This window comes from Pseudoalteromonas sp. Of7M-16 (assembly GCF_022347805.1).
Lineage (GTDB): Bacteria > Pseudomonadota > Gammaproteobacteria > Enterobacterales > Alteromonadaceae > Pseudoalteromonas > Pseudoalteromonas luteoviolacea_F.
Genome location: NZ_JAKRFY010000011.1, coordinates 24,978 through 37,070, shown reverse-complemented (window position 1 = coordinate 37,070; position 12,093 = coordinate 24,978). Strand labels below are relative to the sequence as shown.

Annotated in this window: 12 protein-coding genes; 5 read left to right on the top strand and 7 right to left on the bottom strand. The window is 41.8% G+C overall.

Features of this window, described 5'->3' with window-relative positions:
- Position 1 precedes the first annotated feature (1 nt).
- On the bottom strand, positions 2–2,209 hold the full coding sequence (locus MHN81_RS12980) for a CapA family protein (RefSeq protein WP_239425914.1): 2,208 nt from the start codon (positions 2,207–2,209) through the stop codon (positions 2–4).
- Positions 2,210–2,449: 240 nt separating this feature from the next.
- Here MHN81_RS12980 and tyrR point away from each other — a divergent pair, with 240 nt between their 5' ends.
- On the top strand, positions 2,450–4,006 hold the full coding sequence (tyrR, locus tag MHN81_RS12975; protein ID WP_023397650.1) for a transcriptional regulator TyrR: 1,557 nt from the start codon (positions 2,450–2,452) through the stop codon (positions 4,004–4,006).
- 15 nt (positions 4,007–4,021) lie between these two features.
- Here tyrR and MHN81_RS12970 read toward each other — a convergent pair whose 3' ends face one another.
- Positions 4,022–4,516: a hypothetical protein gene (locus tag MHN81_RS12970; protein WP_023397651.1), complete on the bottom strand. Its 495-nt coding sequence runs from the start codon at positions 4,514–4,516 to the stop codon at positions 4,022–4,024.
- Between the two features lie 165 nt (positions 4,517–4,681).
- On the opposite strand from MHN81_RS12970, the gene MHN81_RS12965 reads away from it, so the two are divergent.
- Positions 4,682–5,221 (top strand): thioesterase family protein, encoded by a 540-nt coding sequence (locus MHN81_RS12965; RefSeq protein ID WP_023397652.1) that lies wholly within the window; start codon positions 4,682–4,684, stop codon positions 5,219–5,221.
- A 35-nt stretch (positions 5,222–5,256) separates the two neighbouring features.
- Here MHN81_RS12965 and MHN81_RS12960 read toward each other — a convergent pair whose 3' ends face one another.
- Positions 5,257–5,913, bottom strand: a complete 657-nt coding sequence (locus tag MHN81_RS12960; RefSeq protein ID WP_036975064.1) for an OmpW family outer membrane protein — start codon at positions 5,911–5,913, stop codon at positions 5,257–5,259.
- 293 nt (positions 5,914–6,206) lie between these two features.
- On the opposite strand from MHN81_RS12960, the gene dapE reads away from it, so the two are divergent.
- On the top strand, positions 6,207–7,412 hold the full coding sequence (gene dapE, locus MHN81_RS12955) for a succinyl-diaminopimelate desuccinylase (protein ID WP_239425964.1): 1,206 nt from the start codon (positions 6,207–6,209) through the stop codon (positions 7,410–7,412).
- Here the strand turns inward: dapE and MHN81_RS12950 are convergent.
- From MHN81_RS12950 to MHN81_RS12940, 3 genes are read right to left on the bottom strand one after another with little or no spacing between them, the layout of a single operon-like run.
- Complete coding sequence (locus MHN81_RS12950; protein ID WP_239425912.1) at positions 7,392–7,949, bottom strand: hypothetical protein; 558 nt, start codon at positions 7,947–7,949, stop codon at positions 7,392–7,394. The genes dapE and MHN81_RS12950 overlap by 21 nt on opposite strands.
- Positions 7,946–9,139 carry a hypothetical protein gene (locus tag MHN81_RS12945; RefSeq protein WP_239425911.1) on the bottom strand — a complete coding sequence of 398 codons (1,194 nt, stop codon included), beginning with the start codon at positions 9,137–9,139 and terminating at the stop codon, positions 7,946–7,948. The genes MHN81_RS12950 and MHN81_RS12945 overlap by 4 nt, the downstream gene beginning before the upstream one ends.
- Complete coding sequence (locus MHN81_RS12940; RefSeq protein ID WP_023397657.1) at positions 9,139–10,149, bottom strand: hypothetical protein; 1,011 nt, start codon at positions 10,147–10,149, stop codon at positions 9,139–9,141. Before MHN81_RS12940 ends, MHN81_RS12945 begins: the two co-directional genes overlap by 1 nt.
- 182 nt (positions 10,150–10,331) lie before the next feature.
- On the opposite strand from MHN81_RS12940, the gene MHN81_RS12935 reads away from it, so the two are divergent.
- On the top strand, positions 10,332–11,153 hold the full coding sequence (locus MHN81_RS12935; RefSeq protein ID WP_023397658.1) for a MipA/OmpV family protein: 822 nt from the start codon (positions 10,332–10,334) through the stop codon (positions 11,151–11,153).
- A complete protein-coding gene (locus tag MHN81_RS12930) occupies positions 11,143–11,535 on the top strand; it encodes a DUF3019 domain-containing protein (RefSeq protein WP_023397659.1) in 393 nt (130 codons plus the stop codon). Before MHN81_RS12935 ends, MHN81_RS12930 begins: the two co-directional genes overlap by 11 nt.
- A gap of 47 nt (positions 11,536–11,582) precedes the next feature.
- On the opposite strand, the gene MHN81_RS12925 is transcribed toward MHN81_RS12930, so the two are convergent.
- A complete protein-coding gene (locus MHN81_RS12925; RefSeq protein ID WP_023397660.1) occupies positions 11,583–12,089 on the bottom strand; it encodes a hypothetical protein in 507 nt (168 codons plus the stop codon).
- Positions 12,090–12,093: the final 4 nt, after the last annotated feature.

Below are 12,093 nucleotides of genomic sequence, written 5' to 3'. Positions count from 1 at the left end.
CCTAGTCAAGTGTCGAAAATTCGAGAGATAACGTGACTTCTTGTTGCGTTGATACTCGTAAAAAGTCTAGGCCATGTATCTCATTGGCCTGCCAGATATTATTATCTAAAAGGAGATCTTTTTGCCATGAGATAAGAGCTAGGTCGTCTAAAATGAGGGTGGCTTCTCCGTTTTGGGGTGGTGTGTGCAAAAACGCAAGTTTTACGGCGCGTGCTGGGAGCTGTTCGGGCCCTAAAGTATTGTTGTCACTCGGTAAGGAAAAGCTGTGTTCAAACATTTGCCAGTTGTATTCTCCCGGCTCCGATATGCGAATTGTTTGCTCAGAGAATAATAAATTGTCTTCTGAGGTGGTAATAGACAACTCAGCATCAAGCGCGCCTGCATTGAGCCCTTTGTTGTAACCTATCAAAGTCATGTCATGATAGGCTTCAATGGTTGTCTCACTTGGGGTAATAGGCATAGTTCTAATGGTGTGCTTAAACGGCATACGTAAAGGGCGGTTGTCAAATTGCGTTCGTACCATACACATGCCTTGTTTACCATTACGTGCTCCAGTTAGACACGGGGTAATATTCTCACTGTCATTTTCCCAGCGTGATACTTCACCAAATGTGTCATCATTATCCCAGTCCTCAAAGTCTCCAAATAACATCAAATCTCTACCTAGTTTTAGTGTTACGGACCCTGAAGAGGATACCTTAGTTAAAAAGGCCTTACTCGGTACAAATTCTCTTAAATCAACGGTATGCAGTCCAGGTTCAAGGGTGATTTGAGCTGTTTCAGATGGCTTTGGTGCAACACTGTTGTAGAAGTCGATATCAGCGTAGCCTTGTCGGGGGACGACAGATACACCACCTTGTGAGAATTCACCCAACCTCCTCATTAAATAATCACTTAAAAAACCCGTGACTAACTTGGGCTGGTAGTCTTCGAGATAGATAGCGTAAGCCCGAGCTCTGGTGGTCTTTGGCTGAGCCTGAGGGGATACCTCTAACGTGACGGCGACACCAAGTAAGGTTTCAATACGGTTTTGTTCAAAAACAAAATTACCAAGACCAAGTAATACAGGCGTGTTATTAAGTAAACTAAAACCCTGTGCTACGTGGGGGTGATGAGCAATCAAGAGGTCTGGCTGAACTTCGCTAAGTAAATTGAATCGGTTAGTGATGTATCGTGTGGGTGCATAGGAGTACTCGTCGCCACCATGTAGTTGTGCAATAGCAAAATCACTTTTTTCAATGGCTTGCTCGACAGCTGCAACGGCTTGACTGCTGTCAGTGAGATCTGCGGCCCCCCCTTTTTGTACTTCAGCAACATAATTAATTGGATTGTCATCGCCTGTGATTGAAGTGGCAGAAACGAGCCCCAAAGACATGCCTTTAACGGATGTGATGAGTGGTGCAAATGCCTCGGTGCTGTTATTTCCTACACCGCTAAATAGCAAACCAGCTTGTGAAACGTATTCTACGGTATCTTCAAGACCTGGTTGCAAATAATCATAGACGTGGTTATTACCCAGTGCGACATAATCTACACCGATTTCAGTTAACCCCTGAAGTGTTTCCGGTAAGGAGAAAAATGCGAATTCTTTGGTTGGGTGCACGCTTATAGGGGTGCTCAATATTGGGGTTTCTAAATTAACAGATGAAAAGTCAGCTTGCTCAACTAATGGCTTAATATACTTTGTAATTGCTACTGCGTCTTGGGCGGCTGTTTGCGCCCTAATTAGTGCCCCTTCGACGTCTGGAAGGGAGTTTCCCATGGTGACTAAGGATGGATCCATATATCGTCTACCAAACATGGTATCACCCGCAAAAAACAATGTGATGGCATCTGTAGGTTTAGTTTTTAGTTGTAATGTGAGCTGTTGATCTGACGATAAAAGCTGCTGAGTGATTAGTAACGGTTCGAAACCTGCCTTAGTAACTGAGATACTGTAGTTACCCGGTTTAAATGAAGGCAGAGAAACCCGGCCATTATTGTCACTCAGATAGGACACACCTGCAACGACAATTGATGCGCTATTCACAGCATTGCCGTTGGTGTCTGCAATCGTGATTTGCCATTGCGCAGTTTGGCTTTCTTGTTTGTCTTGTTCTTCTTGCTCAGCCTGCTGTGATTCGGTTGGCCCAGTTTCGTATGGGTCTTCAACAGAACATGCACTAATGAAAATGGTTGTTAGAACTAAGGCTATTATTTTTGCTTTCATCGCTTCTCCCACCATTTAATTTAACATTGTTTAGTTATTTAGTATTATAAAATGTAAGGTAAACGGCATGCAATCATTTATCATCAATTAAATGCTATGTTTATCATGTAGTTATTATAGGTCATTATTATTAATTCTGATCAGGAAAATATCTGTCCAAAAATGTTTACAATTTGCTAGGCTGATGACTATTCTTAGAGTATGATCCGCTCAGAGGTAAAAAACCGTTTTGAGGAACAGATGCGTTTAGAGATTCATTGCGCCGACCGTATTGGTATTGCACAAGAAATACTCAATATATTGGTGAACTATCGAGTAGATTTAAAGGGGATTGAAGTCGACTCGGTAAATTGCCGTATGTATGTTAGCTTTCCACCCATTGAATTTGAGCAATTTCAGAAAATCATGCCTGAAATTAGATTGATCGATGGCGTTGAAGATGTGCGAACAACGGCCTTTTTGCCGTCTGAGCGTGAGCATAATGAGCTAAATACGCTACTGAGTGCATTGCCTGATGGTGTTATTTCAATCGACGCTAAAGGTGGAGTTAGGCATTGTAATGACGCAGCTTGTAGAGATTTAAACTTATCACTCGATGAAGTGATTGGCAGCAGTATTAATGTGCTATTGAAAGGGTTTAATTTTACAAGGTGGTTGGAAGGCAATGAAGTGCTTGGTCAAACGACCCGTGTTGAAGTTGCCGGTGAAGATTACATCGCCGATATCTTACCTATTTCTGTTCCCCAAGGCACGGAGAGCGATGTACTCGCTGGTGCCGTGATCAATATAAAATCTCAAAGTCGTTTAGGTCAACAAGTCAGTGCTTTTAGACGATATGGGCAAGAAAGCTTCGCGACTATTCACAACCAAAGCACAGCGATGAGACGAGTGGTGCGAGAAGCGAGAAAGATGGCCCAGTTGGAAGCGCCTATTTTGATTACTGGCGAAACGGGTACAGGTAAAGAGCTGCTTGCAAGGGCTTGCCACTATGCCTCAAACCGTTCGTTAAAGCCGTTTATTGCGTTATCTTGTGCGTCATTGCCAGATGATGTTGCAGAGTCTGAACTATTTGGTTTTGCCAGTTTTGACGATCAAGTTCCCTCAAAACGTGGTGTGTTAGAGCAGGCTGATGGCGGCACTGTATTTCTCGACGAAGTTGGAGAGATGTCTGAGCAATTACAAACTAAATTGCTTCGCTTTTTACAAGACGGCACGTTTAGAAAGGTTGGTGATGAAAATGAAGTTAAAGTGAATGTTCGGATCATTGCTGCAACTCAGAAAGATTTACCGGCTATGGTGCAAGAAGGCGGCTTTAGAGAAGATCTCTATTATCGAATCAACGTATTGACGCTAGAGATTGCGCCATTAAGAGACCGTAAAGCGGACGTTAAGCCTTTGGCTGAGCACTTTATTCAAAAATATGCGCAGCAAAATGGTCAAGCAGTGCCTTCTTTACACCCAGAGTGCTTAGAATTTTTAGAGCAGTACCCTTGGCCGGGTAATGTTCGTCAACTCGAAAATGCCATTTATCGTGCCGTATCTTTATTGGATGACAAAGAGTTACGCATTGAAAATATGCAACTGCCGACATTTACACACGACTTAGGTTATTTGGAGTCAGATTTTGAAGGGACGTTAGAGCAGGCGGTGAAACGTTTCGAAGCAACTTTACTGAGAAAGTTGTATCCTGCTTACCCAAGTTCTAGGCAGTTAGCCAAAAGGTTAGGACTTAGCCACACAGCAGTTGCTAACAAACTGCGAGAGTATGGCATTAATCGAAAAACTGTGAAGGTATAAACTGTATGTGGGTACTTACTTTTTAGTACCCATATTTCTAGTCACGCCGTCCAACCTGACATATTTAACACCGGATTCCTCAAAATACACATCGATGCTCACATTGTTTCTACTTAAAAAGTAATCCACTTTATTGAGTGTCAAAATGTAGTTCCCCTTTACTGGGGAGTTGAAAGATCTCTTAGCCAACTTGAGTGTATTATCCCCGATTTTCCATTCAAATGACTCGATGTAACCCGCATTGAATTCTTGTATCCACACTCTTGTTTCATCTTTACTGAGAGTGAGTGCAATCGAATAGGACTCAGGTAGTTGAGACATTGAATAGGCTTTTTTCCCGATGCGAAACTTTTTATTCGTTGCTTGCCACCCGAAACCAAAATCAAAGTTTTTTGATATGCCAGTTGGGTATGTGACTACGCCTTTTCCAGTCAAATCAAAGTTAGCCAAAACACTGCTGCTAAAGCTAAACGTAGTTAAAAAAAGACCAAGTTTGAATATATTATTCATAAATAAATACTTATCTTAAAGATAATTAAAACTTAATTCAGTTTGTTAAATATAGCAAATTGCTATGAATTTAACATATTGTCGAAAATATCACTGAACATGCTTGTTGCTAATAAGTGCTATGATACACTGGCGCTACAAATTACTGGTTAGACCAATTGAAGCATGAATTTATATTTTCGGTTACTCCTATTGTTTTGGAAAATTAGACAAAACAAAAGCCACGAAGGCATGTTAGAACCTACAACAATTGATTTTAGGGCTTTACCAAGTGACTGTGACATCAATTTACACCTTACTAATTCGCGATATTTAGCGATGATGGATCTTGCTCGAACATGGATGACAGAGCGATTAGGTTTGCTGGGAAAACTGCTAAAAAGGAAGTGGTTTCCAATTGTGAATGCCACTGCAATAACCTATATCCGAGATATAAAGCCGTTGCAAAAATTTTCAGTAACGACACAAGTTGTTGGCTGGGATCACAAATACTTTTATATAGAACAAAAGTTTCACTCAGAAAGAGGGCTGCATGCTATCGCATACGTACGGGGTGTATTTAAGAGTAAAAAAGGCATCGTTTCTGTTGAGGATTTACTTGAAGTCGCTGAATTCAATGGAGAGCAGCCTGAGCTTCCCAACGAAATAGTGCATTGGAAAGAGATGTTAGAGCAAAAAAAAGTGAACAATAAAAAGGCCACTTAAGTGGCCCAAGATTGAGAATTTATACCTGTTCACAATTAAAATTTGTACTTTGCGCCAATCATTGCGACAAATGGGTCGATTTCGACATCTGATGTTAACGCTTGTTTGCCGTCAGCATAGACAGTAGCATCTGTGTCTATGTCCATTTTCGATACCATGACATGTAAGCCCCATTTTTCATTGATTTCGTAGTTTAAACCAAGCTGTAATGCCAATCCGAAAGAGCTGTCTAAGTCTACTTTTACATTGTCAGTACCAAGTGTCTGTTTTAATGCTGCTGTTGGTTCTTCATCAAAAAAGACAGTGTAGTTTAAACCTGCGCCAATGAACGGGCGCAGTTTCGCGCTGCTGTCAAAAAAGTGATACTGGGCTAGCAGGGTGGGTGGCAATTGTTTAATTTTTGCGATGTCATTCCCAGCTAAGCCGCCAGCACCTTCAACAGTGTGAGAAAATGGCGTAGCAGCAACTAACTCAAATACAATATTGTCGTTATAGTGATAGTCGAAAGTAATACCTAACTGAGTATCTGAATCCGCTGCAAGTCCAAGCGCTCTGTTTTCATTGATAGCCGATGCTGAGTCAATAGGGTTAACATGAATAGCACCAACGTTGACGCTAAACTGAGCGTGAGCTAAAGGTGCTGTTACTAATAAAGTTGAAATCAAAGCAGCTGTTAGTTTATTCATTTTCATCTCCTGAACCTATACAAGGTGGCTCTTGTTTAATGGCTTCATAGTAAGGGCTTTGGAGGAAAAAAAGCTGTTCTAGATCAAGTTTGACTTTTCATATTTCAGAAGGTTTTGAAAGTTTGATTTGGATTAAGTTTTCTAGCTGAATTACCTTGAAAATTAGCAATAAAGTATCGCCCAATAGGCTATGAGTCCCTATTTTTCTCTGTTTTTAGTAATAAATATGCAATTAACTCGACATAATCTGGACACTTTGAGCACGTTTAATGGAGCAAACAGTCGATTGGTTATTCAATATGCCTCAAGTTCTTCAAGACAGTCAGCAAGCTCATTTTCCCGTTGTAGATATATTGCAACAATTGATCCGAGCTCGATCAGTAACCCCAAATGATGCAGGAACCTTGGCTTACCTTTCACAACAATTGTCAAAGCTAGAGTTTGAGGTCGTTGTTATTGAATCCAACGGCGTTAAAAACTTGATTGCGCATCGACGTTTTGGAGAGGGCCCTACATTAGCGTATTCGGGCCATGTTGATGTTGTCCCAGCGACTACTGATGGTTGGATTGTCGACCCGTTTTCCGGGGAAATTGTCGACGGTATCGTATATGGTCGCGGTGCGGCCGATATGAAAGGCTCGATTGCCGCGATGCTCAATGCGACGAGGTCTTTATGTGAGTCTGAACTAAATTTCAGTGGCACATTGTATTGGCTGATCACATCTGACGAAGAAGGTGAAGCGACGGATGGCTCTGTGTTAATCGCGGAGTATTTAAGACGCCAAGGTGTTGCACTGGATGCCTGCTTGGTTGGTGAACCTACATCTCATAAGCTGGTGGGGGATACCATTAAAAATGGCCGGCGCGGCGCTATTTCTGGCAGATTTATCGTGAAAGGGAAGGCTGGACATGTGGCTTACCCCGAATTAGCCAAAAATGCAGCGCATATTGCGGGAGAGTTGGTGACGAAATTAGCCCAATTGAATTGGCCAAAGGATGTGGCTGGGTCAAAAACGACACTGCAAGTAACTGGACTTACCGTACCAAATATTGTTGATAATCTCGTTCCTGCAAGTTGTGAAATTACATTCAATGTTCGTTATAGTCATAGTTATAAAAGCGATGAAATATGCCAAAGGTTGGCAGCAGTAAGCGACACTGTAAACGCGGAAGTAAGTGTTGCTTGGGAACGTCCATGTGAGTCATATTATACGGGTAAACAAGCGCACAATTGTTTTTTGTCTTTGATTGAAACTGTTATCTCTGAAGAGCTGGGTAACTATCCGACATTGAGTACTGCTGGTGGTACATCTGATGGCCGTTTTTTTGCCAATGAAAATACTCAGGTAGTTGAGTGTGGCGTCAAGAATGAATCAATCCATCAAGTGAATGAGCACGTGCCTATCACAGATCTTGTGACGATTGAACGGATCTATGAGCGAATATTGACAGCATACCTATCACAAAAGCAAAGTGATGGCGAGTTAGTTGTCGACTCTAACTGAATCTAACTCCTTGATTAGTTGAGCCTTCATTGTTTTAAGAGCGGCTATTTTATCTCTGGCTTCTTGTAGCTGCTCGCTAGGTAGATTTGCTTGGACCCCTCGCTCAAGCAAGTTATTAATTCTTGCAACTTTTTTATCTACAGCTGCGATAAACTCATGTTTTAGCGCATGCTCCTTTGCCAATAAATACGCGTTGTAACTTTGATGATCGTCTAAGTCACCACTGTAGGAGGTATTGCTCTGTGGTGGTGATTGAACAATGGGGGGGATATATACGTCACCTTCGGTAATGTCAGATATGGCAGGCCCTCTGGGTGAGCTACTCAAAGGTGAGTCTTTACTACTTAGGTGAATTAGGGAGAGGTCTGTTTCGTTAACCATTGGTGTTTTAGTTTGGGCTGAGTGAGCAGCCGGTAAGGCCTTCGTTGAAGGGGGGCTTGCAATGATGGTAACTTGAAGCGCTGATATCAGCGCCCAAGTTCCGATAAGGATTACGAACAGTAAAAGGCCGCATAAGATCAATTGTATCTGTTTCATGTTTTAGTCTTTTCTGAGTGTAACCACTGATTAAAAAGGTGTGTATATGCGGTTTTGGCTTTGTGCTGAGTGATATGTTGCAATGCGCGGTAGCGGACCGTTTCACTGTCTTTTACATGATACGCGAAGCTTGGTTTCGTGGTATATATCAATGCCCATTTACCCTGAGGTGTGCGGATAGGTCTGGACAATTCATCTACCTGATTATTAAATGCCACTTGTGCCAACCACTTTTTCGGGTGGTGGCGACTGATCTGCACAAGATGCTGAACGTTTTTGGATGTACTAAAGTGGTTGCGTAGGCCACTATTTAACAATATCTGCCGAGTGTTGTTTCGACTTGCATTGCTGTATGTCGCCATTGCGTCTTGTTGATTCTCAAAAATTGCTGCGAATGCAGAAATATGCTGTAAGTATTTAAACTCTTTTTTATGAGTGATATAAAATTGAGCTATTTCGTGATCAGAAACATCTGATCTGATATTGTCAACGTAATCGCTTCGCTCGCCGTGCAGTTGAGATTTAACGCCTAAATAAGCTTGGATCGACGGCCTCAGCAACTCACCAAGTGCGAGCAGGTTAAGTCGAGTGAGAGACAATTTTTGCTCAGCGAGCAGAGGTGCAGCCTTATTCTTCAATTGATGAAAGCTGATAAGATCTTCAACGTCTTTGCTTAGCAGCCCAATATCCCCTTCATGCAATGAAAATCTACCTTGCATAGATTGACTCGCCAATATGTCATCAAGGGTGATTTTTGGTTGTTTACTCATTGATATCTGACGCCACTTTTGTCTTTGCTGTTCAGTATATTGTCCATTATTAGGGTATGGGCCCAATAGTGATTTTAGTTCTTCAGCTGACAATGATATTTGAAGTGCTTTTCGTTTCGTATGTGTAAGCTGTGGAAATTTATGAAATAACATAGAGCTTATATATCTACGTACATGATATGCATTGTCAAAACCTACGGATGCATGCCTATCTAACAAAGATAAGTTTAGTTTACGTGCGTGTGATAGGAGAAACTGGTTTTCTAATAGCCTAGTCTTAAGGCTTGTTTTAGATATTTGCCTGTCTTGTGCTTGGTACAAGCTGTGCATTAATGCAAGCTCTGCTTCAGTAATGTGGTCGAGTGCTGAGAAGCAGGGTAAGCTAACAAAGCTTACCCATAAAAAGATAGCAAAACGCATTAACGTGCCACCATCGCATGATTAAGTAGGTGGACTACCATCGCGATTGAATGGGGGATCACCATTTTGGCAGTATTTAACCTGTCATAATGATCTTTGGAATTGAGCACTATGCCACCTTGCGCGTATGAAAAAGCGCCGCCTTCGGTCAGTAGTGGACGAATATCGGTATCTTTTGCATTTAATGCTGTGAAACTTTGCATTGCTTGCTTAACTAATGCCATATCGTTCAGGTTTTCTTGGTCGTAATAATCTTTTACCCATGACTCCCAATCTGAATGGTTGAGATCTGAGGTAGTCCATGTATGGTGAGGCTGTAGTAGATCCGTTGTGTGGAAAACAAAACCTAAAATTTGCGGGTTGCCAGTTTTTAGATAGCTCTGATACCAATATTGCCCAAGATTATCGATTGGCTGAAAAGGCATTTCTTCAAAGTCGTCATACATGTTGTAATGTGAGTGTCCGTCGATACGGTAATTTTTTTCAGTGATCCCGTAGCTGTTGTATTCGCTGTCGTCGGCACTGAACCACCCAGTTTCTCCACCTGGGCCGTCATCGAGGTAATCTCCCTTCAGCCAGGTTGCTGCCATATTATCGATGGCTCCCCAAACAGTGAGTTTATCGTAGTTGTAACCGCCAAAGTCATTACCATGTTGGTCAGCGCCTTGGGTGTGGTTTTGAAAGTGCCAGTAACTGGTGTATTTGACGATACTTTCTGCTACCCCCCAGATCGGAGCTTGGACACAGTCTCCTGTGATCGCGCCGCATAAAAACGTGTCTTCAAAGTCGTCGACGTCATAAGCAGCCTGTCCCATCAATTCGCCAAGTTGAGTAATACTCATCCCTTTTGATTGGGCGAATGATAGCAGCTTGCGATATTCTGTCGTTTGTGGATTTTGTGCCATATAATTAACAGCATCAATAACAATCCGTTTATGTGTTTCTTGGCTAAACCCATAAGCATTTCCGGCACTAGCCATAAGTAAAGAAACTAAAAGGAGTTTTTTCATTTTATTTCCGTATTGAATAATTACTCGATTGTGAGAGTGCGCATTTAAAAATGTGAAGATGACAATATGATTAAAAAAATGTTAATTGCTGGGTTTTAAATTGTTTTCTTGTTGTATGAGAAGTGCTCAGGTATGATCTGGTACTGAATTTAGGCACAAATGCTAAATAAAGATAATAAGTAATGAATAATATAATTTCTGTGTTCCTTGCACTTTGCATGGTGATTATGGGGAAAGCACATGCTGAGCCTTGGTATGATGAAGATGACTTTGAATGGCAATTGAGTTTAGGCGCATTCTATGTCAATACCAAGCTACCAAAGCTTATTGGCTCCAAGCATGAATTCTCTTCTCTTGCACCGTTAATCGATGCCAAGCTTCAATATAAAAAGTTTTACTTGAATACACATTCAGGCGATTTTTTTGGGGGTTCTGACCTTGGGTATCAATTGGTTCAGGAGGAAGAATGGGGGCTGGATGCCATATTTGGTAACTATCAGATCCCGTTTTCTGAAACTGGTTATTACTCTAATGAAGACGATGTTGTTGAAGAGTTAAGGGGCGTAAAATCACGTAAAGTCGATCAGTCTATTGGCCTTGCCTATTATCGAAATATTGGCAACTTTTTAGCTGTTGCGGAGTTGGTGTACGATGTACTTGGTGAATCCAATGGCTGGGTTTTTCATGTCGAGGCGACGCGTAACTTTGAGTTAAGAAACTGGGACTTGTGGCTGAATTTTGGTGCCAATTATTACTCTCAGAATTTCAACAACTATTTTTACGGTGTATCTCCTTCTGAAGTAAATGATTACCTGCATGGGTTTACGGCTGGAGACGGCGCAACAGTATTTGTCCAGACGCAAATTAACTACCCAATTGCACAAGATTGGGTATACAGCGCGGGCGCTTCAGTGTTAATAGGATCTGGCGGGGTAAAAAGTAGCCCCCTAGTTGACTCAAACTATGCACGGGTTTTCTTTACTGGAGTGAAGTATGTATTCTAGATTCACTTGGGTAATTTGGGCATCGCTGGCTACATTGACGACTGAGTCAATAGCCAACGACAAACGTAAAGGGATATTGCATGCTTCACCAACAAAATGTGTTGCGCTAAACCAAGGACGTACCTGTTATGCTGATGTTGTATTTGATATATCAGCGCCTGAAGCAGGGGATTATTGCCTTAGAGAGAGTGAATCTAAACGCATTTTACAGTGTTGGGCCAATACAGATAGTTTCAGTTATACGCTAAATTTTGGATCTGTTGAAAGTGTCAGTTATGAACTTATTGCTAAAGCTCAAAGAGACGTGCTGGCAGTAACCACCATTGAGGTCAATTGGGTTCATAAAGTGCGGACTAAAAAGCGTCGATGGCGTTTATTCTAGTTGGATGCAACAAGGTCATGCTTTAGATAAAGCATGACCTTAGTAAATTAATTACATTGCTCAATCAAGCCACGCAAATGTGTGCCAATGTCTTCGCTTTTGGTCTGACCTTGCTCTAGTAAAGTACTAAACTGAGTTTGTAGTTCAGCCAAATCGTATGTACTTAACAGTGTTTTCAAGTAGGTCACAGTTTCCGCGCCTGCTTTTAGCAATTCAGGGATACTTTCTAAGCTGATTTCTTGCTCAGTTAAACTCGCGATAGAATTTGCAAGCTCCGCCACGCTTGCACCATCTTGCAAGGCGCCTTCAACTTCCACAAGTGCGCCCATTGGATCGCCATCAAGTTTGCTGGCAACACAGCTGGCCATTGTTCCTGCTTGAGCGCTGTGCGCCATTGCTTCCAATCCATGTTCACGGATCTGCTCAATAACGGCTTGCAACTCTTGGTTTTCTGCTAAGTATTGCGCTTCAATTTGGGCTTTAGAGTCTTCAAATACATCACAGCCTGTGGTTAACAATGCACTCAAACCCAATAAAATAGCGATACGTTTCATAAAC

What these genes read in the sequence shown, in the direction of transcription:
- MHN81_RS12980 (WP_239425914.1), bottom strand. Translation starts at nt 2,209, where the DNA reads ATGAAAGCAAAAATAATAGCCTTAGTTCTAACAACCATTTTCATTAGT.
- tyrR (WP_023397650.1), top strand. Translation starts at nt 2,450, where the DNA reads ATGCGTTTAGAGATTCATTGCGCCGACCGTATTGGTATTGCACAAGAA.
- MHN81_RS12970 (WP_023397651.1), bottom strand. Translation starts at nt 4,516, where the DNA reads ATGAATAATATATTCAAACTTGGTCTTTTTTTAACTACGTTTAGCTTT.
- MHN81_RS12965 (WP_023397652.1), top strand. Translation starts at nt 4,682, where the DNA reads ATGAATTTATATTTTCGGTTACTCCTATTGTTTTGGAAAATTAGACAA.
- MHN81_RS12960 (WP_036975064.1), bottom strand. Translation starts at nt 5,913, where the DNA reads ATGAAAATGAATAAACTAACAGCTGCTTTGATTTCAACTTTATTAGTA.
- dapE (WP_239425964.1), top strand. Translation starts at nt 6,207, where the DNA reads ATGCCTCAAGTTCTTCAAGACAGTCAGCAAGCTCATTTTCCCGTTGTA.
- MHN81_RS12950 (WP_239425912.1), bottom strand. Translation starts at nt 7,949, where the DNA reads ATGAAACAGATACAATTGATCTTATGCGGCCTTTTACTGTTCGTAATC.
- MHN81_RS12945 (WP_239425911.1), bottom strand. Translation starts at nt 9,139, where the DNA reads ATGCGTTTTGCTATCTTTTTATGGGTAAGCTTTGTTAGCTTACCCTGC.
- MHN81_RS12940 (WP_023397657.1), bottom strand. Translation starts at nt 10,149, where the DNA reads ATGAAAAAACTCCTTTTAGTTTCTTTACTTATGGCTAGTGCCGGAAAT.
- MHN81_RS12935 (WP_023397658.1), top strand. Translation starts at nt 10,332, where the DNA reads ATGAATAATATAATTTCTGTGTTCCTTGCACTTTGCATGGTGATTATG.
- MHN81_RS12930 (WP_023397659.1), top strand. Translation starts at nt 11,143, where the DNA reads ATGTATTCTAGATTCACTTGGGTAATTTGGGCATCGCTGGCTACATTG.
- MHN81_RS12925 (WP_023397660.1), bottom strand. Translation starts at nt 12,089, where the DNA reads ATGAAACGTATCGCTATTTTATTGGGTTTGAGTGCATTGTTAACCACA.